At 62.9% G+C, this 17,221-nt stretch carries 20 protein-coding genes; 10 read left to right on the top strand and 10 right to left on the bottom strand.

The window, feature by feature from the left end:
* The 7 genes from JHD64_RS18455 to ureG all read left to right on the top strand — a co-directional run.
* Nucleotides 1-395 (top strand): urease accessory protein UreD (locus tag JHD64_RS18455; protein WP_199054868.1); only part of this gene is annotated, 395 nt, incomplete at its 5' end.
* 14 nt (nucleotides 396-409) lie between these two features.
* Entirely contained in the window at nucleotides 410-712 is a 303-nt protein-coding gene (locus JHD64_RS18450; protein ID WP_199054862.1) for an urease subunit gamma, read from the top strand.
* Nucleotides 713-741: 29 nt separating this feature from the next.
* Nucleotides 742-1,047, top strand: a complete 306-nt coding sequence (locus JHD64_RS18445) for an urease subunit beta (protein WP_199054860.1) — start codon at nucleotides 742-744, stop codon at nucleotides 1,045-1,047.
* Nucleotides 1,044-2,744, top strand: coding sequence for an urease subunit alpha (gene ureC, locus JHD64_RS18440; RefSeq protein ID WP_199054859.1), 1,701 nt, complete (start codon nucleotides 1,044-1,046; stop codon nucleotides 2,742-2,744). The genes JHD64_RS18445 and ureC overlap by 4 nt, the downstream gene beginning before the upstream one ends.
* A gap of 82 nt (nucleotides 2,745-2,826) precedes the next feature.
* Nucleotides 2,827-3,324, top strand: a complete 498-nt coding sequence (gene ureE, locus JHD64_RS18435) for an urease accessory protein UreE (protein WP_199054857.1) — start codon at nucleotides 2,827-2,829, stop codon at nucleotides 3,322-3,324.
* On the top strand, nucleotides 3,321-4,004 hold the full coding sequence (locus tag JHD64_RS18430) for an urease accessory protein UreF (protein WP_199054855.1): 684 nt from the start codon (nucleotides 3,321-3,323) through the stop codon (nucleotides 4,002-4,004). The genes ureE and JHD64_RS18430 overlap by 4 nt, the downstream gene beginning before the upstream one ends.
* Nucleotides 4,005-4,031: 27 nt before the next feature.
* Nucleotides 4,032-4,643 (top strand): urease accessory protein UreG, encoded by a 612-nt coding sequence (gene ureG, locus JHD64_RS18425; protein ID WP_199054853.1) that lies wholly within the window; start codon nucleotides 4,032-4,034, stop codon nucleotides 4,641-4,643.
* Between the two features lie 81 nt (nucleotides 4,644-4,724).
* On the opposite strand, the gene JHD64_RS18420 is transcribed toward ureG, so the two are convergent.
* The 4 genes from JHD64_RS18420 to JHD64_RS18405 form a co-directional block, all read right to left on the bottom strand.
* The gene (locus JHD64_RS18420) at nucleotides 4,725-5,123 is read right to left on the bottom strand and encodes a hypothetical protein (protein WP_199054851.1); all 399 of its coding nucleotides are present in this window, start codon (nucleotides 5,121-5,123) and stop codon (nucleotides 4,725-4,727) included.
* Nucleotides 5,124-5,396: 273 nt separating this feature from the next.
* Nucleotides 5,397-5,951: a lipid IV(A) palmitoyltransferase PagP gene (gene pagP, locus JHD64_RS18415; RefSeq protein WP_199054849.1), complete on the bottom strand. Its 555-nt coding sequence runs from the start codon at nucleotides 5,949-5,951 to the stop codon at nucleotides 5,397-5,399.
* A 154-nt stretch (nucleotides 5,952-6,105) separates the two neighbouring features.
* Nucleotides 6,106-7,035 carry a CysB family HTH-type transcriptional regulator gene (locus JHD64_RS18410; RefSeq protein WP_059286831.1) on the bottom strand — a complete coding sequence of 310 codons (930 nt, stop codon included), beginning with the start codon at nucleotides 7,033-7,035 and terminating at the stop codon, nucleotides 6,106-6,108.
* Between the two features lie 113 nt (nucleotides 7,036-7,148).
* The gene (locus JHD64_RS18405) at nucleotides 7,149-7,916 is read right to left on the bottom strand and encodes a DeoR/GlpR family DNA-binding transcription regulator (protein ID WP_110312968.1); all 768 of its coding nucleotides are present in this window, start codon (nucleotides 7,914-7,916) and stop codon (nucleotides 7,149-7,151) included.
* 217 nt (nucleotides 7,917-8,133) lie between these two features.
* On the opposite strand from JHD64_RS18405, the gene JHD64_RS18400 reads away from it, so the two are divergent.
* Complete coding sequence (locus JHD64_RS18400; RefSeq protein WP_199054847.1) at nucleotides 8,134-9,411, top strand: haloacid dehalogenase-like hydrolase; 1,278 nt, start codon at nucleotides 8,134-8,136, stop codon at nucleotides 9,409-9,411.
* Between the two features lie 22 nt (nucleotides 9,412-9,433).
* On the opposite strand, the gene JHD64_RS18395 is transcribed toward JHD64_RS18400, so the two are convergent.
* The 3 genes from JHD64_RS18395 to JHD64_RS18385 all read right to left on the bottom strand — a co-directional run bounded on the left by JHD64_RS18395 (nucleotide 9,434) and on the right by JHD64_RS18385 (nucleotide 12,880).
* Nucleotides 9,434-10,465 carry a substrate-binding domain-containing protein gene (locus JHD64_RS18395; RefSeq protein ID WP_199054845.1) on the bottom strand — a complete coding sequence of 344 codons (1,032 nt, stop codon included), beginning with the start codon at nucleotides 10,463-10,465 and terminating at the stop codon, nucleotides 9,434-9,436.
* A 221-nt stretch (nucleotides 10,466-10,686) separates the two neighbouring features.
* Nucleotides 10,687-11,868, bottom strand: a complete 1,182-nt coding sequence (locus JHD64_RS18390) for an acetyl-CoA C-acyltransferase family protein (protein ID WP_199054842.1) — start codon at nucleotides 11,866-11,868, stop codon at nucleotides 10,687-10,689.
* A gap of 112 nt (nucleotides 11,869-11,980) precedes the next feature.
* A complete protein-coding gene (locus JHD64_RS18385) occupies nucleotides 11,981-12,880 on the bottom strand; it encodes an AraC family transcriptional regulator (RefSeq protein ID WP_199054841.1) in 900 nt (299 codons plus the stop codon).
* A 252-nt stretch (nucleotides 12,881-13,132) separates the two neighbouring features.
* On the opposite strand from JHD64_RS18385, the gene JHD64_RS18380 reads away from it, so the two are divergent.
* Together JHD64_RS18380 and JHD64_RS18375 are read left to right on the top strand one after the other, a co-directional pair.
* Nucleotides 13,133-13,825 carry a type 1 glutamine amidotransferase domain-containing protein gene (locus tag JHD64_RS18380; RefSeq protein ID WP_110312965.1) on the top strand — a complete coding sequence of 231 codons (693 nt, stop codon included), beginning with the start codon at nucleotides 13,133-13,135 and terminating at the stop codon, nucleotides 13,823-13,825.
* A 76-nt stretch (nucleotides 13,826-13,901) separates the two neighbouring features.
* Complete coding sequence (locus JHD64_RS18375) at nucleotides 13,902-14,192, top strand: putative quinol monooxygenase (protein WP_199054839.1); 291 nt, start codon at nucleotides 13,902-13,904, stop codon at nucleotides 14,190-14,192.
* A 50-nt stretch (nucleotides 14,193-14,242) separates the two neighbouring features.
* Here the strand turns inward: JHD64_RS18375 and JHD64_RS18370 are convergent, their stop codons facing one another.
* The 3 genes from JHD64_RS18370 to JHD64_RS18360 form a co-directional block, all read right to left on the bottom strand.
* Nucleotides 14,243-14,746 (bottom strand): hypothetical protein, encoded by a 504-nt coding sequence (locus tag JHD64_RS18370; protein ID WP_059286983.1) that lies wholly within the window; start codon nucleotides 14,744-14,746, stop codon nucleotides 14,243-14,245.
* A 325-nt stretch (nucleotides 14,747-15,071) separates the two neighbouring features.
* Entirely contained in the window at nucleotides 15,072-16,394 is a 1,323-nt protein-coding gene (locus JHD64_RS18365) for an MFS transporter (RefSeq protein WP_370540982.1), read from the bottom strand.
* Nucleotides 16,395-16,422: 28 nt separating this feature from the next.
* Nucleotides 16,423-16,932, bottom strand: coding sequence for a gluconokinase (locus JHD64_RS18360; RefSeq protein WP_199054837.1), 510 nt, complete (start codon nucleotides 16,930-16,932; stop codon nucleotides 16,423-16,425).
* Between the last annotated feature and the right edge of the window lie 289 nt (nucleotides 16,933-17,221).

The following is a 17,221-nucleotide window of genomic DNA, read 5'->3' as shown; positions in this document are numbered from 1 at the left end:
GCCTGGGACGCCCGGCCAGTGGTGCAGCTTTCAATCGCGGCCTGTGGCAGCAAGCCAGCGAACTATGGCGTGACGATACCCTGCTGTGGTGCGAGCACAGCCACGTCCCCGGCGACAGCCCCTTGCTGGCCTCCCCGGTAGGCATGGGTGGCCACACCGTGCTGGCTACCCTGCTGTGGGCCGGGCCGGCACTGCCGCCAGACATACATCAGGCCTGTCTGGAACTGCCCTGTGCCGGGCGTGCCGCTGCCAGTCAGCTGCCCGGCATCTGGCTGGCCCGCTTTATTGGTGATAGTGCCGAAGCCGCTCATCACTGGCTGCGTGCCTGTCGCAACCTGATCTACCCCTTCAGCCACGGACGCGCAGCCAGCCAGCCGCGCATCTGGGCAAGCTGACAAGAAAGCACCCCATGGAACTGACCCCCCGCGAAAAAGACAAGCTGCTGATTTTCACCGCCGGGCTGGTGGCCGAGCGCCGCCTGGCGCGTGGCCTGCGACTGAATTATCCGGAAACTGTGGCCTATATCAGTGCCGCCATTCTGGAAGGGGCGCGTGACGGGCAGAGCGTGGCCGCGCTGATGCACTACGGCACCACGCTGCTCAAGCGCGAACAAGTGATGGACGGCGTGCCGGAGATGATTCCGGACATCCAGGTGGAGGCCACTTTTCCGGATGGCACCAAGCTCGTTACCGTGCACCAGCCCATTGTCTGAAACCGCCGCCTGGCTGACAGGAGAACAATATGATTCCGGGAGAAATCCGCTTTGCCAGCGGCGATATCGAGATGAATGTCGGCCGCGCCACTATCAGTGTGGAGGTGGCCAATAGCGGTGACCGGCCGATACAGGTCGGCTCGCATTACCACTTTGCCGAAGCCAACGACGCACTGCGCTTCGACCGCGCTGCCGCACGTGGTTTCCGGCTGAATATTGCCCCCGGTACGGCGGTGCGTTTCGAACCGGGCCAGACCCGGACGGTAGAACTGGTGGCGCTGGATGGCGCACGCCGCGTATTCGGCTTTCAGGGCCGGGTGATGGGGGACTTATGAAAATCAGCAGACAGGCTTATGCCGAAATGTTCGGCCCCACCACGGGCGACGCGGTGCGACTGGCTGATACCGGCCTGTGGGCACAAGTAGAGCGCGACTTCACCGTTTACGGCGAAGAAGTGAAGTTTGGTGGCGGCAAGGTGATTCGCGACGGCATGGGCCAGGGCCAGTGCGTGGCCGCCGAGGTGGCCGATACCGTGATTACCAATGCGCTGATCATCGACCACTGGGGTGTGGTCAAGGCTGACATCGGCCTTAAGGGCGGCCGCATTGCCGCCATCGGCAAGGCGGGCAACCCGGACATCCAGCCTGGTGTGGATATCCTGATTGGTGCGGCCACCGAAATCATTGCCGGTGAAGGCATGCTGGTGACAGCAGGTGGCATCGACAGCCATATCCATTTCATCTGCCCACAGCAGATTGAAGAAGCACTGGCCGCCGGCATCACCACCATGATTGGCGGCGGCACCGGCCCGGCCACCGGCACCAATGCCACCACCTGCACACCCGGGCCCTGGCATATGGCCAGCATGCTCAAGGCAGCAGAAGGCTTTGCCATGAACCTGGGCTTTACCGGCAAGGGCAATGCCAGTCTGCCCGAAGCACTGCGCGAGCAGGTGCGCGCCGGGGCCATCGGCCTGAAGCTGCACGAGGACTGGGGCAGCACGCCGGCCGCCATCGACAACTGCCTGAGCGTGGCGGATGAAATGGACGTGCAGGTGGCCATTCACACCGACACGCTGAACGAAGCCGGTTTTGTCGAAACCACGCTGGCGGCCTTCAAGGGTCGCACCATTCACACCTATCACACCGAGGGGGCCGGTGGCGGCCACGCACCCGACATCATCAAGGCCTGTGGCTTTGCCAATGTGCTGCCCAGCTCCACCAACCCCACACGGCCGTTTACCGTCAACACCATAGACGAACACCTGGACATGCTGATGGTGTGCCATCACCTGCATGCTTCCATTGCCGAAGACGTGGCCTTTGCCGAAAGCCGCATCCGGCGCGAAACCATTGCCGCCGAGGACATCCTGCATGATCTGGGTGCCTTTGCCATGATGTCCTCCGACAGCCAGGCCATGGGCCGCGTGGGGGAAACCATCCTGCGTTGCTGGCAGACGGCTGACAAGATGAAACAGCAGCGCGGCCCGCTGGCGGGGGACAGCGAAGGCTGCGACAACGCCCGCATCAAGCGCTATATCGCCAAATACACCATCAACCCGGCCATCACCCACGGCATCAGCCACGAAGTGGGCAGCATCGAGGTGGGCAAGCTGGCCGACCTGGTACTGTGGAAGCCAATGTTCTTTGGCGTCAAACCCTCGCTCATCCTCAAGGGCGGCATCATCGCCATGGCCGCCATGGGCGACGCCAATGCCAGCATTCCCACGCCGCAGCCGGTGCATAGCAGGCCGATGTTCGGCAGTTTCGGCAAGGCCATTGCCGATGGCAGCGTCACCTTTGTCTCCCAGGCTGCGCTGGATGCAGGGATAGGCAAGGCGCTGGGCCTGAACAAGCGACTGGTGGCGGTACATGGCTGTCGCAGCGTGCAAAAGACCGACCTGATCCACAACGACTACCTGCCGCAGATCGAAGTGGACCCGCAAAACTATCAGGTCAAAGCCGATGGTCAGTTGTTGTGGTGCGAACCGGCCGCCGTGCTGCCCATGGCCCAGCGCTATTTCCTGTTCTGAACAGGCTGTGCGGGGACAAGAAAAATCATGGCCTGGAAACGATGTCGTCCCGGTCAGGAAAACAGAAAAACGAGGAAAGAACATGCTGCTGATTACCGAGCGACTGCCGCAAGCCTGCCGCAGTGATGCCGACTTGCTGCTCAGCTTTGAATTACGCAGCAAAACCCGGCTGCGTACCCGTACCGTGGATGGCGAGGAAGCCGGCCTGTTTTTATCCGCCGGCGCACCGCTGGCGCATGGTCAGTGCCTGCGGGCGGAAGATGGCCGCGTGGTGCGGGTGCTGGCGGCCGACGAGCCTCTGCTGCATGTGGTTTGCGCCAGCCCGGAAGCACTGTGCCGTGCGGCCTACCACCTGGGCAATCGTCACGTGCACTTGCAGGTGGGAGACGGCTGGTTACGGCTGCTGGATGACTATGTACTGGCACAGATGCTGCAGCAAATGGGGGCGGAGGTGAGCCGGCTGTTTGCACCGTTCAATCCGGAAAGCGGTGCCTACGGTGGTGGCCACCATCACTCGCATGGCAAGGAAGCTGCCTTCCAGTACGCGCCCAAGCTGCATCTGTTTGGCCAGCCGACATGAACGCCATGCTGCCCTTGCTCCAATTGCTGCGCCTGGCCAGCCCCGGCCTGCCGATTGGCGGTTTCAGCTATTCGCAAGGGCTGGAGAGCGCGCTGGAGCTGGGCCTGGTGCACGATGCCGCCAGCGCGCGGCAGTGGTTGCATGCTGTCCTGCAAGGCCCGGTCTGCCTGTTTGATGCCGCCATGCTGGCGCAGATGCTGCAAGTGGTGGCCGATGGTGATGAAGCTGCTTTGGTCCGGCTCAACCAGCGCTATCTGGCCAGCCGCGATTGCCGCGAGCAAAGACAGGAAACCATACAAATGGGTTACTCGCTGCGTCAGCTGCTGGCGGGTTTGCCGGAAGGCCAGGCCATGAGCTGGCCGGATGGCTTGGCCAATGGCGAAATCTGCCTGCCGGCCGCCTGGGCGCTGGCAGCCCGTGCGCTGGGCATTGCCCGGCAAGAAGCAGTGACCGCACTGCTGTGGAGCTGGCTGGAAAACCAGGTGATGGTGCTGCTCAAGGCCATGCCCATGGGCCAGAGCGCCGGCCAGCAACTGCTGTCGGCCCTGCTGCCCGCGCTGGCAGAGGCGGTGGAGCAGGCCATCAGCCTGCCTGCGGAACAACACAGCAATTTCGCCCCCGGCCTGATGTGGGCGGCGATGAAACACGAAACCCAATACAGCCGCCTGTTCCGCTCCTGACGCGAAACAGGCCAGAGGAGATACACCATGCAGAAAACCGCCTTGCGCGTTGGAATCGGCGGCCCGGTCGGCTCGGGCAAGACCCACCTCACCTGGGCGCTGTGCAGTGCACTGCGCGATATCTATAACGTTGCCGTGGTCACCAATGACATCTACACCCAGGAGGACGCGCAGTTTCTGGTGAGGAACGAGGCGCTGGCGCCGGAGCGCATCATCGGCGTGGAAACCGGCGGCTGCCCGCACACGGCCATCCGCGAGGATGCATCCATCAATCTGGAAGCGGTGGCACAGCTCAATGCCCGTCATCCGGGGCTGGACGTCATCTTCATCGAAAGCGGCGGTGACAATCTGGCCGCCACTTTCAGCCCGGAACTGTCCGACCTCACCATTTATGTGATCGATGTGTCTGCCGGTGACAAGATTCCGCGCAAGGGCGGGCCGGGTATTTGCAAATCCGACTTGCTGGTGATCAACAAGATCGACCTGGCACCGCTGGTGGGTGCTTCGCTGGAAGTGATGGAGCGCGATGCCCGCAAGATGCGCGGTGAGCGGCCCTTTGTGTTCTCCAATCTCAAGAGCGGGCAGGGCCTGGCCGACATCATCGCCATCATCGAAGACAAGGGCATGCTCAAGCTGTAAGCCAGCTGGTCTGGGCAAGCGGATGGCGAGTTGATGTGACAAGGCCGGGCAATGCCCGGCCTTGTCATTGCGGCAACGTGTTTACTGCGGTGCGTGTGGCCCTTCATCTGGCGGCGGCGGCGGGGGCAGCGGACGCAGCGGCCTGGCCAGTACCATGCCGTCGTAGGGCTGGCATATGGCGGGAATGCTGTCGCCGTGCAGGTAAATGGTGGTCTTGCTGCCTATCTTCTTGCCCACGCAGGCTTTGACGGCAGCCAGCGGCGGCTCGTGCGGCGGTGGTGGCATGTGTCCATGCTCATCGGCCGGGTGCAGGCCGTGTGGGTCGCAAGGTTTGTGCTCCGGCAGCGCGGCATCCTGGGGGTCGGGCTGGCAACGTTGTGCAGCTGAGTCAGCCGGCATGTTGCTGTCTGCCGCATGGCTGGTGCTGCACAACAGCAGGCCCAGCGTGGCGCTGACAACAATAAAGTGAGTGGGGCGCATGAGCATCCTGCCTTCATGGTGAACAATGCGCCCACCTTAGTCAGGCGCTGGCAGCGCTACAAGCCAGCCCCGGCCAGTTTTACACCGCTTTGAGCGAAGTGAAGCCAATTAGCCCCGTTTAACATGTTTTACATGCGCTGCCGGGGCAAGTATCCGGGCTTGGAGCGGCTAACAAAATAGCGTAGCGTCCCTGGGGCAAGGCGCGCCGACGCAGACAGTACAAGGGTAGGGCAAGAAGGCGCAGCGCAGCAGCAGGGTTTTTGTTAGCCGCACTCAGAAGTGGTAATGGGCAAAGGTGAACAGCACATTGCCATTGCCCTTGCCGCCGGGAATATAGGTGCTGTTGATGGTGAAATTGCCATAGCTGATGCCCACCAGCGGCAACACGCCGGGGAAGGGGAAGGAGTGCAGGGTGTCGGTGCGCGAAGTGATAAAGGCGGTATAGCCGATTTCGGCACGCCACTCCCCGGCATGGATAAAGGGGTGGGTGTAGGCATAGCCGGCAATCGGCTCTACTTTTTTGTGCGAGTCGAGAAAGGCCATGGCATACAGCGCATGCCAGTTGTCATTGTCGTCACGCAGGCTGCGGCCCAGGCCAAAACCCCAGGGGTTTTCGTTGAACTCGGCGATCTTCTCTTTGGTATAGGCCCAGCGCATGTGATAGGTGTTCAAGGGCAGATAGGCATCCAGCGTGCCATCGTTCCAGACGTGCTGGACTTCATCGCGGGCAGCGTCCCACAGCGAGGCGGCGTGGCCGGGGGTGGCAAAGCTGCAGGACAGCAGGGCGAGCAGGGCAAGCGGGGTGGTGTGGCGTTGATGTGAAAGCATGTGATCGGGTTAGCGGCAAGGCGCACGGGGTGGCATTGCGGTTTGATGAAGGAGAGATGTTACCCGTTGCCGGGTAAGGGTCAAGTCAGGACGGCAGACCGCCGGATCAGGCGGGAAGTTCCCGCGCCGCATGGTCTGCCGCTTGCATCTCGTCCTAGTCCTGCATGGCCGGGCTGAGCGCGCTGCGCACCGTGCTTTCATCCAGTGCGGCCGAGCACAGCTCGATGAAACGGTAGGCATAGCTGCGCAGGTAATGGCCACGGCGAATGGCAATGCGGGTGGTTTGCTGGCCGAACAGCGGCTCGCCAGCCACCACTTTCACCGCCTGATCACGCTGCGGGTCCACCGCCATCGACGCCACAATGCCGACTGCCAGCTCCAGTTCCACATAGGTCTTGATCACATCGGCATCCAGTGCCGACATCACGATGTCCGGCACCAGCCCGGCGCGGGCAAAGGCACGGTCGATCTGGGCGCGGCCGGTAAAGCCCTGGTGATAGGTGACAATCGGGTATTCGGCCAGGGTTTCCAGCGACAGGGCTTGCTGATGCAGCGGATGCTCCGGCGGGGCAATCACGCTGTGATACCAGCCGTAATAGGGGAAGGACACCAGCTCGGGCACTTCGGCCACCGCCTCGGTGGCAATGCCGATATCGGCATCACCGGACTGCAACAGGCGCACCAGCTCTTCCGGGCTGGCCTGATGCAAGACCAGATGCACTTTGGGAAAGGCTTTCTTGAAGGCGGTCACCACCTTGGGCAGCGCATAACGCGCCTGGGTGTGGGTGGTGGCAATGGTCAGCTGGCCTTCGTCGCGCAGGCTGAACTGCTCGGCCAGACGCTTGATGTTACCGGCATCCAGCAGCATGCGCTCCACGATGATCAGCAATTCCTTGCCCGGATCGGTCAGCCCCAGGAAACGCTTGCCCTTGCGCACGAACAATTCGACACCCAGTTCGTCTTCCAGGTCCTTGATGTGCTTGCTGACGCCGGATTGCGAGGTGTACAGCGCGTTGGCCACCTCGGTGAGGTTGAAGTTCTGGCGCACGGTTTCGCGGATGATGCGCAGTTGCTGGAAGTTCATGACCATGCCTTGAATTTATATAACTCAAAGCAGGATATTTCTGTTTTTGATATAACAAAAATAATGTTTACTTGTTTGTATATGCCATCTTGATCTCAACCGGCAGGGCGTGCTCACACCAGCCACAGTTCTCCTATCCGTGCCGCCAGCTGCTGGCAGGCCGGCATGGCGGCGGCCTGGCGGTTGCTGATCAGCAAATCGATATCGCCGGCCGCACAGGTGCTGATACGGCTGCTGACGCCCAGCTTGCTGAAATCGGCCAGCATGTAGACCTGATCGGCCTGGGCGCACATGGCGCGGGCCACTTCCGCCTCGCGCGGGTCGTAATTGCTGGCCCCCATGGCGACGCTGACCCCGACTGGCGACAGCAGGGCGATGTCGGCGCGGTAACGGCCGATTTCCGCCACCGTGCTGCCTCCCACCGTGGCCGGAGCGCGTTCGCCCAGTTCGCCGCCCAGCATGATGAGCTGGTGGCCACCGCCCTGGGCCGGCCGGCGCAGCGCCAGCGCCACGTCGAAGGCATTGGTGATGATGGTCAGCCCGCTGAGCGAGGCCAGTTCGCGCGCCAGCAGGGCGGTGGTGGTGCCGGCGTCGATGAACAGCGTCTGCCCCTGGCGCAGCCGGCTGCAGGCGGCACGGGCGATGGCCTGCTTGTAAGGCACTTGTTGCTGTGCGCGTTCGGCAATCGGCGCTTCCTCGCCGCTTCGGGCGATCACGCCGCCGTGGATGCGGCGCAGTTCGCCCATGGCTTCCAGTGCCGCCACATCGCGCCGTACCGTTTCCCGCGAGACCTGCAAGGCAGTGACCAGCTGCTCGGTGCTCAGGCGTTGCTGCGCGGACAGCAAGGCACGTATGCGCTGGTAACGCTCCTGTTGCCACATGGGGTTCTCCTGCGGGAAGACGGTGAAAGAATGGCCTTGCACATTGCGAGAGAGTGGCGGGCGCTGTCAAGCCGTTTGCCGTGCTGGCAGGCAAGGTCGCATGGCGGCGTTTTGTGTACTTTTGTGGCAAAGTTGTAATATTGGGTGTTTATTATGCTGGCCATGCTGACGGGCAGGCTGCCTGCCCGTCCACCCCTACCTTACTCCGGGAGAGACCATGCAGCGTCGCCAGTTCATCCATGCCCTTGCCGCCGTATCCGCCAGCAGCCCCTTGTTGCTGGCTTCTGCCACCGCCCGTGCCGCCAGCGGCAAAGTTGCCGTGCCGCTGGATAGTGCGCGCTGGTCGCCACTGAATGTGCAGCGCTTGCAATTGCTGTTGAGCCAGCATGGCAGTGCCAGCGCCGGCTACCGTGCCGAGCGCAAGCCGTATGCGGTGTTCGACTGGGACAACACCTGCATCATGAACGATTGCGAAGAAGCGCTGCTGATGTACCAGATCAACCATCTGCAATACAAGCTGACGCCGGATGAGTTCCGCCAGGTGCTATGGCGTGACGTGCCGGATGAAACCTTCATGGCCGACTACAAGACAGTGGATGGCAAGCCGGTGCGGATGGCGGATATCGCGGCCGACGTGGAGTCGGATTACCGCTGGCTATATGCCAATTACCAGGGGCTGGCCGGCAGCCGCAGCCTGGAGGACGTGCAGGCCAGCGACCAGTTCAAGGATTTCCGCGCCAAGCTGTACTTCATGTATGACGCCATCTGCGACAGCTTCCCGCTGGAGATCGGCTACAAGTGGATCATCTATTTCTACAAGAACATGAGCACGGCCGAACTGCAGGCCATGGCGCTGGCCTCCCACAAGGCCGCGCTGGGTGATGCCCTGCGCAAGGTGCGCTACGAAAGCCCGCGCAGCCTGCCGGGCCGTGCCGGCGTGGTGGCCGACAGCCATTTTCATGGCATCCGCGTGCATGAGGAAATCCGCGGCCTGATGCATACCCTGCGTGCCAACGGCATCGATGTATATGTCAGCACCGCCTCCATCGACGACGTGGTACGGGTGTTTGCCGGTCATCCTGATTTTGGCTATGGCGTGCCGCCGGAGAATGTCATTGGCCTGCGGCTGGAAATGGAAAACGGCCGTTATACCGACCGCTACCTGAATGGCTGGCATTTCAACTGGGGGCCGGGCAAGACCGTGGGTATCCGCCAGCAGCTGCAGGCGAAAAAGGGCTATGGCCCCATCCTGGTGGCCGGTGACAGCGATGGCGATGCCTGGATGCTGCGCGATTTTGCCGATACCTCGGTCGGGCTGATCGTCAACCGCATGAAGAAAGGCGAGATCGGCGCCGACAGCAAACTGGCAGCCGAGCAGCTGGGGCAGCCGCAGGCGCGCTTCATCCTGCAGGGACGGGACGAAAGCACGGGCCTGATGTTGCCGGATGAAAAATCGCTGAAATACGGCAAGAGCGAACGCAAGCTGCTGGCCTGAGCCACTGCAGGCGGCGGCCTGCTCAGCGGGCGAACCAGATGGCGCGGTAAGCCTGCTGATAGGGCAGGTCCGCGTCGATGTCCTGCTCGCCCAGCTGCTGCAGCACGGTGCGGGTCAGCAGTATCGGCTTGCTGACATAGCCGCTGGGTTTGGCTCCGGCAAAGGCGCGGTTCATTTCATCGGCCAGCTGCCAGCCCTGTGCGCCCAGCGGCTCGGCCACGGTCGCCAGCTGCTGTGACAGCCCGGCGCGGATGCGGTGGATGGCCTTGCTGGAGCCGTCGCCGGCCGACACATTGCGGATGTCTGCCCGCCCTGCATGCAGCAGCGGGTAGTTCATTTCGTCGAAATAGACATCGTTGATGGCCAGGGTGTGGGTCCAGCGCCGGCCATGACGCCGGTTCAGCTCCTGCACCACGGCCTCCATGCGCTGGTCGGCATGGTTGAGCGGCAGGTTTTGCACTTCCAGCATGCGGCAGCCGCTGCAGCGCTGGATCAGCTCTTGCATGAAGCGGGTTTTGGCATTGGCAATGTCAAAACGCTCGTCATTGAAAATCACCACGCCAGCCTTGCCATGGCTGTCCGCGATGACATGTTCCGCGGCGCGGCGCGCCACTTCCAGCGGTTCGCTGCTGACATTGAAAAACAGTCCCGACACCACGCCGGGATGGGCGGCGGCATGCCAGCCCACCAGCACGATGTGGGCACGCTGCGCTGCGGCGACCTCGTCGGCCAGATCGCTGGCCTGAAATCCACCCAGAATGATGCCGTCACTGTGCGTGGCCACGGCATCGGCAAAGCTCTTGCGCAACAAAACGCTGCTGCCCTGTGCATCCTGCACCTCTACCTGCCAGCCCAGCAGGCGGGCGGCACTGGCAAAGCCGCGATAACTGCCACCTATGCCGCCATTGCGCAGATCCTGGGCGATGAAGGTGATCTTGTGCCTGCCGGGCTGACGGGCCGGACCGTCGCGCGGGCCATCCCAGCTCGCCGCATGCAGCGGCGCAGCCAATCCCAGCGCAAACAGCAACAGCAAGCCAGGTATTTTCATCGCCATGGCAACTTTCCGGCTTCAAAGCCAGCGTTGTGGGTCGGAACAGGGAAGGTGGGCGGCCTTGGCTGCCCGGTCAGCTAGTGCTGATCTGCCATCATTTTAACCACGAATGGCCGCGGCTCTCTATGCTTTTTGCATTGTGTGCCGGGATGGGCCGGCAAGGCAAAACCGCCCGGCAGGCGGGCGGTTTAAGGCTGGGAAGGGGCAGGGTGCAGCGTAGCTTGTTACAGCCGTTCGAAAATCACCGCAATACCCTGGCCGCCACCGATGCACATGGTGGCCAGGGCATAGCGGCCCTGGATGCGTTGCAGTTCGTACAGCGCCTTGGTGGCGATCACGCCGCCGCTGGCTCCCACCGGATGGCCCAGGGCAATGGCGCCGCCATTGGGGTTGGCGCGGGCCGGGTCCAGCCCCAGCCCCTTGCAGACGGCCAGCGATTGCGCCGCGAAGGCTTCGTTGGATTCGATCACGTCCATCTGCTCCAGGCTCAGGCCGGCGCGCTGCAGTGCGGCCTGGGTGGCCGGAATCGGGCCTTCGCCCATGATGTGGTTGGGTACGCCGCACACCGCATAGGACACGATGCGTGCCAGTGGCTGCTGGCCGGCAGCTGCCGCGGCATCGGCGGCGGCCAGCACCAGGAAGGCGGCGCCATCATTGATGCCCGAGGCATTGCCGGCGGTGACCGAGCCGTCTTTCTTGAAGGCCGGCTTCATCTTGGCCAGGGCGTCCAGCGTGGTGGCGCGCGGGTGTTCATCGGTATCGAACACCACTTCGCCCTTGCGGGTCTGGGTCACGATAGGGACGATCTGGCTGGCAAAGCGGCCATCGGCAATGGCTGCTGCTGCGCGTTGCTGCGAATTCAGCGCAAACTGGTCCTGTTCTTCGCGGCTGATCTGCCATTTGTCCACCAGGTTCTCGGCGGTAATGCCCATGTGGCCGACGCCGAAGGGGTCGGTCAGCGCGGCAGTCATCATGTCGATTGCCGTGGCATTGCCCATGCGCGCCCCGCTGCGCAGCTGCGGCAGCAGATAGCCGGCACGCGACATGACTTCCACCCCGCCGCCGATGGCGTAATCACAGTCGCCCAGCATGATGGCCTGGGCGCTGGACACCACGGCTTGCAGGCCGGAGCCGCACAGGCGGTTTACCGCCATGGCGACCGACTCCATCGGCAGGCCGGCGGCAATGGAGGCCAGACGTGCCACATAGGCATAGCGGGCTTCGGTGGGAATGCAGTTGCCCACGGTGACATGGTGGATCCGTTCGGCTGCCACGCCGGAGCGGGCAATGGCTTCCTTCATCACCAGGCCGCCCAGTTCGGCCGGTTCCAGGTGGCTGAGTGCGCCGCCAAAAGTGCCAATGGCAGAGCGCACCGCGCTCAATACCACGATTTCGCGTTGCTTCATTTTCTGTTTCTCCCGTTTTGTGCTGCTTGTGCAGTGCATCAAATGTGCTTGCCAACGATACCAGCGTCACCGGGGCTTTGCCAGCCGGAGTGCATGGCCGGCGCCGGCAGGTCTAGTCATCGGCTGGCATGGCCAGATGCTGGATTGCCGCGCGTGGCGGCAGGCCGAACAGGCGCTTGAACTCGCGGCTGAACTGCGAAGGGCTGGCATAGCCCACGGCATAAGCCGCCTGGCTGATGTTGTGAGCATCCTGCAGCAACAAATGGCGTGCCTGATGCAGGCGGGTGTTTTTCAGATACTGGATGGGGGCATAGCCGGTGACAGCCTTGAAGCTTTCATGAAAGGCGCTGCTGCTCATGCCGGCCATTTCGGCCAGCAAGGCCACGCTGAGCGGCAAGGCGTAATGGCGGTGGATGTGTTCGATGCTGCGCTGGATCTGGCGCAGCCGTCCATGGCGGGCAAACAGTGCCCGCAGGGTTTGTCCGGCATCCGCCAGCAGGATGCGGTAGAGGATTTCCCGCACGATGGCCGGCCCCAGCACCCGGCTTTCCTGCTCCTGCCGCAGGCTGTGCAGCAAGCGCTGCGCCGCGTCCTGCAGTGCTGGCGACATGGGGCAGAGCAGCATGCCCTGTGGCTTGCCGGCGGATTTGTGCTGGGGTGTGTCATCCATCAGCCGCAGCAGCTGGTCTAGCAGGCTGGGGTCGATGCGGATCACCAGGGCCAGCAAGTGCTCGCCATGCCGCAGGCTGGTCGCGCATTCGAACTGCATGGGAGTGGCGACCACCAGGCAATGTCCGGGGTCGATGCGCAGTACCTGCCCGCCCAGGTAGCCACGCTGGCAGCCCTGGCCGACGATCACCACGCTGGCCTCGTGCAGTACCGGAGTGGGAGGACTGTCCCGGTCCTGGCGCAGCAGGCTGACTCCATCCAGCCGGCTGGGATGCCAGCCCGGCTGTGTGGCCAGCTGCAGCATTTGGCTGGCCAGATCGATTGCCGTGTTCGCAGTCATCATCTTTCCCCTTGTTTCACGGCCAGCACGCTGGCGGCGCAGTCCGGCGCCGGCGGCTGACCGTATCCGGCCTGTAGTGTGGCTAAGCGGCAAAATGCGTAGGAATGGGCAAGAGGGGCGGAGTTTGCGCACTTGTCCCGCCTGGTGCGATCTCTACAATTAGCGGCATTCTGGTTTTTGTTTACTACAGTTTAAATTGATTACCAAGTCAATAGCGGTGCGCAGGGCCGGCGGCAAGCGGCAAAGGATCCGGGCATGAAAAAAATACTGATGGTGGTGACCAGCTTTGAAAAATATCCGCAAACAGCCAGGGCCTGTGGACTCTGGCTGGGAGAGGCCGTCCATTTTGTTAGCCGGCTTGAGGCAGCACGCCATGCCGTGGACATCGTCAGTCCGCGCGGCGGATATACGCCGATTGACCCGCTCAGCCTGACCCTGGCCGACGAACTGGATTGGGAGTGGTATCAGAACAAGCGCTTCATGAACCGGCTGGGCGCCACGCTGCCGCCCACCGCGGTCAATCCGCAGGACTATGCCGCCATCTATTACGCCGGCGGCCATGGCGCGGTGTGGGATTTTCCGGACAATACCGCGCTGCAAGACCTAGGCCGCACGATCTACCAGCAAGGCGGCGTGGTCAGCGCGGTTTGTCATGGTATCGCCGGTTTGCTGAATATCCGGCTGGACAATGGCAGCCTGCTGGTCGAAGGCAAGCAGATCAGCTGCTTTTCCAATACCGAGGAACGGCTTAGCGGGCTGGCCGGGCAGCTGCCCTTCCTGCCGGAAAGCGAAGTGGTCAAGCGCGGTGCCCACTATCACAAGGCACCGGAGCCGTGGGACCCGTTCGCGCTGGTCGACCAGCGTGTCATCAGCGGTCAGAATCCGGCGTCCACCGAGCGGGTGGCCGAATTATTGCTGGAGGCATTGCGCACACATGACTGGCCGTGATTGCACGGCCAGCGCCGTGCCGGCGTAATATAAGCCTGTTGCGGCCGACGGCCGCCAGACAGCACAAGGAATCGTCATGAGTGTGTTCATCTTTGCCACCCTGCAATGCAAACCCGAAAGCACCGCCGCGGTCTGTGCCGCCATGCGTGACATGCAGCAAGCCAGCCGGCAGGAAGCCGGCTGCTTGCAATACCAGGTATTGCAGCCGGACGATCAGCCCCATGTGCTGCATGTATTCGAAGCCTACCAGGACATGGCGGCGGTAGAAGCTCATAGGGCGGCAGCGCACTATCTGGCTTACCGGGAGTGGGTGGCGGACAAGCTGGCGGCGCCGGTCGGGGTGAAGCTGCTGCAGCCGCTGGAATGAGGATGAGGCCGCAAGCCGGCATGCAGCCAGCTTGCGGTCCGGGCGGATGATCAGGCGGATTTCCAGGCCTCGGCATTGCTCAGAATGCTGCTGGCCTTTTCCTGCTGCTCGGCCGAGCCATGCACCAGCAGCACATATTTGTCAGCCTTCAGCGCCGATTCATATTCCACTGCATCGGCCTTCTTGACTCCCAGCTTGCTCAGCGCGGCGGCAATGGCAGATACCCCGCCCACCACGACCGCACCTTCCAGGGCGCTGACCAGGGTGGTGACCACAGGCCCGGCCATGGCTACCAGGCCGACGCCGGGCAGCAGGAAGACCGCCGGCGCAAACAGCAGGCCCCACAGCCCGCCCCAGAAGGCGCCTACGCCGCCCCAGGTCTTGATTTTTTCACCGGTGGTATAGAAGCCGACCGGATGTTCCTCGCTATGGTAGCCCTTGCCGATGATAGACAGTTGCTTGATATCGAAGCCGGCGCGATCCAGGATGCGGATGGCCTGCTCGGCTTCGGCATGGGTGGGGTAGATGAAAACGCTGGGCTGATGTTGTTCCATGTTTGATCCTCTTTGATACGCGGGGTGGACTGCGAAGACGTCACGGAGCAGATGACAAGGCCCTGTATGGGTAGACAGGTCTGTCAGTGACCCGGCGATAATTGCAGCCAAGCGATCAGGATGAAACTGGCTGTTGAAGCAGGCACTGTGACATTGACAGCAAAACGCCCCGGCAGGCGGGGCATCGGCATGACTGGCGCAGTGTCTGGAGCGGCCGACAAACTGGCCTTGCGTGGCTGGAACAAGGCGTCGCAAGGCCAGGGCAGGGGTTTTCCTGGCCGCTTTTGTCTGGCCGCCCACCGCCTGGCAAGACGCTGCAGCGCCCCTAGCCTGTGGAGTCGGGCAGGGCCTGGCCCACTGCGGCCGGGGGCGCGATGGTCTCGATGCGCCCCAGCAGGAAGACAAAGGCCAGCATGCCGATGATCAGCATCACTCCGGCCACCAGAAAGGCATTGCTGAAGGAGTGGGTGCTGCCCACGATATAGCCGGTAACGATGGGGGCCACCGCTCCCATCATGTTGTTGGCAAAGTTCATGATGCCGCCCACGGTGCCGGTGCCGCCATGCGGTGCAATCAGCGAGGGCAGCGACCATCCCACCGGTGCCGCCGCCGCCAGCCCGCTGAGCGCGATGGTGATCCAGATGATGGCGATGACCGGGTCGCTGGTGGTGGTGGCACCGAAGACCGCCAGCCCCAGCAGCATGCCGCCCAGCAGCACGCCTTTGCGTACGCGGGTTTCATCGTGGCCACGGGCAATCAGGTGGTCGATCAGCCAGCCGCCCACCAGCAGGTCGGACAGGGTGGCGAATATCCACGGAATGGCGGCATAGCTGGCCGATTTCAGGATGCTCATCTGCATGGTCTGCACCAGATAGCCGGGCAACCAGGTAAGAAACAGGTAGAACACATAGCCATAGGCGGCAAAGCCGATGGACAGTCCCCACACCTTGCGCTGCCGCAGCAGATAGCCCAGCATGGCCAGCGATCCGCCCTGGCTCACCCCTTCCGCGGTGGCCCCACCCTCCACGATATGGCGGTATTCCTCTGCCGACAGCTTGTTGTCCTGGCTTGGATCACGATAGATCAGGGTAAAGGCAATGAAGTAGGCCAGGCTGAGCAGGGCGGTGAGGCCAAAACCCCAGCGCCAGCCCAGGTGGACCACGGTCAGTGCCACCAGCGGCACGCCGATCACATTGGAAAACTTGGCGGCCGCATCGAAAATCGCTGTGGCCATGGCGCGTTCACGCCGCGGGAACCAGTAGCCGGTAGCCTTGGCGCTGACCGGAAACCCTGGCGCTTCGGCCACGCCCAGCAGGGCGCGCGCCACGAAAATGCCAGCAAAGCCGCCGGCACAGGCGGTGAGGGTGGAGGCCAGCCCCCACAGCAATGCCCCCCAACGGCCGACGCGAGTGACGCCGAAGCGGTCCAGGATCAGCCCGGTGGGAATCTGCAGCAGCGCATAGGTCCAGAAAAAGGCACTGAACAGCAGGCCCAGATCGCTGCTGGACAGGTGAAATTCCTGTTGCAATTGCGGGGCGGCCACCGACAGGCTGATGCGGTCGAAATAATTGACCAGTACGCCAATGCCCAGCAGGCCGCCTATGCGCCAACGCCGTTGTGGCGTGGTCATGCTGTGTCGTGTTGTCACCTGAATTCTCCTTGGCAGGGATGTGTTGTTATTGGTGTTGCGCCAGTTGCTGCAGCAGCTGCTGCAACAGGCGGTCCAGCGGCTGGCTGATGTCGCAGCGGATGCAGCGTTCATCGCCAGCCGGTTCTTCCAGATCGTGGAACTGGCTGTCCAGCAGGCTGCCGGGCATGAAATGGGCGTCACGGGCGGCCATGCGCTCGGCAATCAGCGCTTTGTTGCCAGCCAGATGGACGAACAGCAGCTTAGGGTCGCCCTGGCGCAGCGTATCGCGGTAGCGACGCTTGAGCGCCGAACAGGCCAGCACCATGGCTTCGCCCTGGGCCACACCGCTGGCCAGCCGTTGCGCCAGCAAGGCCAGCCAGCCTGCCCGGTCGGCATCGGTCAGGGGGATGCCGGCTGCCATGCGCGCAATATTCTGCGGCGGGTGATAGCTGTCGCCTTCGATGTAACTGGCGCCGAGTGCATTGGCCAGGGCCAGGCCCAGGCTGCTCTTGCCGCAGCCGGCCACCCCCATGACCACGATATTGGGTTGCTTCATGTTAGCGCTAACATATGGTGGTGAAAGAAAACCGCCTTGGGCGGTGCGTGCGCAATGTTAGCGCTAACAATTCGGCGGCGGCAATGTCTTTCCATGCTGCAGGGCAGCAGACGATGGCCGCCGCATGCGGCGCGTGAGCGTGCCGCAGCAGATGGCTGGCGGCTGCTCAGGCGCTTGATTGGTATGAGTTGTTTGAAATCAATGGCTTGCCCTGCCGTGGCGGCTGGGCAGGCTTGGCTGTGGGCGGCGTGCAACGGTAGCGCACACCACCCCGCCCGCGGTCTCAGGT

The sequence above is a fragment of the Aquitalea sp. ASV15 genome (assembly GCF_016429115.1).
GTDB classification, from domain to species: Bacteria; Pseudomonadota; Gammaproteobacteria; order Burkholderiales; family Chromobacteriaceae; genus Aquitalea; species Aquitalea magnusonii.
The sequence above is the reverse complement of the archived record's forward strand: the minus strand, read 5'-3'. Positions and strand labels throughout refer to the sequence as shown.

What these genes read in the sequence shown, in the direction of transcription:
- JHD64_RS18450 (WP_199054862.1), top strand. Translation starts at nt 410, where the DNA reads ATGGAACTGACCCCCCGCGAAAAAGACAAGCTGCTGATTTTCACCGCC.
- JHD64_RS18445 (WP_199054860.1), top strand. Translation starts at nt 742, where the DNA reads ATGATTCCGGGAGAAATCCGCTTTGCCAGCGGCGATATCGAGATGAAT.
- ureC (WP_199054859.1), top strand. Translation starts at nt 1,044, where the DNA reads ATGAAAATCAGCAGACAGGCTTATGCCGAAATGTTCGGCCCCACCACG.
- ureE (WP_199054857.1), top strand. Translation starts at nt 2,827, where the DNA reads ATGCTGCTGATTACCGAGCGACTGCCGCAAGCCTGCCGCAGTGATGCC.
- JHD64_RS18430 (WP_199054855.1), top strand. Translation starts at nt 3,321, where the DNA reads ATGAACGCCATGCTGCCCTTGCTCCAATTGCTGCGCCTGGCCAGCCCC.
- ureG (WP_199054853.1), top strand. Translation starts at nt 4,032, where the DNA reads ATGCAGAAAACCGCCTTGCGCGTTGGAATCGGCGGCCCGGTCGGCTCG.
- JHD64_RS18420 (WP_199054851.1), bottom strand. Translation starts at nt 5,123, where the DNA reads ATGCGCCCCACTCACTTTATTGTTGTCAGCGCCACGCTGGGCCTGCTG.
- pagP (WP_199054849.1), bottom strand. Translation starts at nt 5,951, where the DNA reads ATGCTTTCACATCAACGCCACACCACCCCGCTTGCCCTGCTCGCCCTG.
- JHD64_RS18410 (WP_059286831.1), bottom strand. Translation starts at nt 7,035, where the DNA reads ATGAACTTCCAGCAACTGCGCATCATCCGCGAAACCGTGCGCCAGAAC.
- JHD64_RS18405 (WP_110312968.1), bottom strand. Translation starts at nt 7,916, where the DNA reads ATGTGGCAACAGGAGCGTTACCAGCGCATACGTGCCTTGCTGTCCGCG.
- JHD64_RS18400 (WP_199054847.1), top strand. Translation starts at nt 8,134, where the DNA reads ATGCAGCGTCGCCAGTTCATCCATGCCCTTGCCGCCGTATCCGCCAGC.
- JHD64_RS18395 (WP_199054845.1), bottom strand. Translation starts at nt 10,465, where the DNA reads ATGGCGATGAAAATACCTGGCTTGCTGTTGCTGTTTGCGCTGGGATTG.
- JHD64_RS18390 (WP_199054842.1), bottom strand. Translation starts at nt 11,868, where the DNA reads ATGAAGCAACGCGAAATCGTGGTATTGAGCGCGGTGCGCTCTGCCATT.
- JHD64_RS18385 (WP_199054841.1), bottom strand. Translation starts at nt 12,880, where the DNA reads ATGATGACTGCGAACACGGCAATCGATCTGGCCAGCCAAATGCTGCAG.
- JHD64_RS18380 (WP_110312965.1), top strand. Translation starts at nt 13,133, where the DNA reads ATGAAAAAAATACTGATGGTGGTGACCAGCTTTGAAAAATATCCGCAA.
- JHD64_RS18375 (WP_199054839.1), top strand. Translation starts at nt 13,902, where the DNA reads ATGAGTGTGTTCATCTTTGCCACCCTGCAATGCAAACCCGAAAGCACC.
- JHD64_RS18370 (WP_059286983.1), bottom strand. Translation starts at nt 14,746, where the DNA reads ATGGAACAACATCAGCCCAGCGTTTTCATCTACCCCACCCATGCCGAA.
- JHD64_RS18360 (WP_199054837.1), bottom strand. Translation starts at nt 16,932, where the DNA reads ATGAAGCAACCCAATATCGTGGTCATGGGGGTGGCCGGCTGCGGCAAG.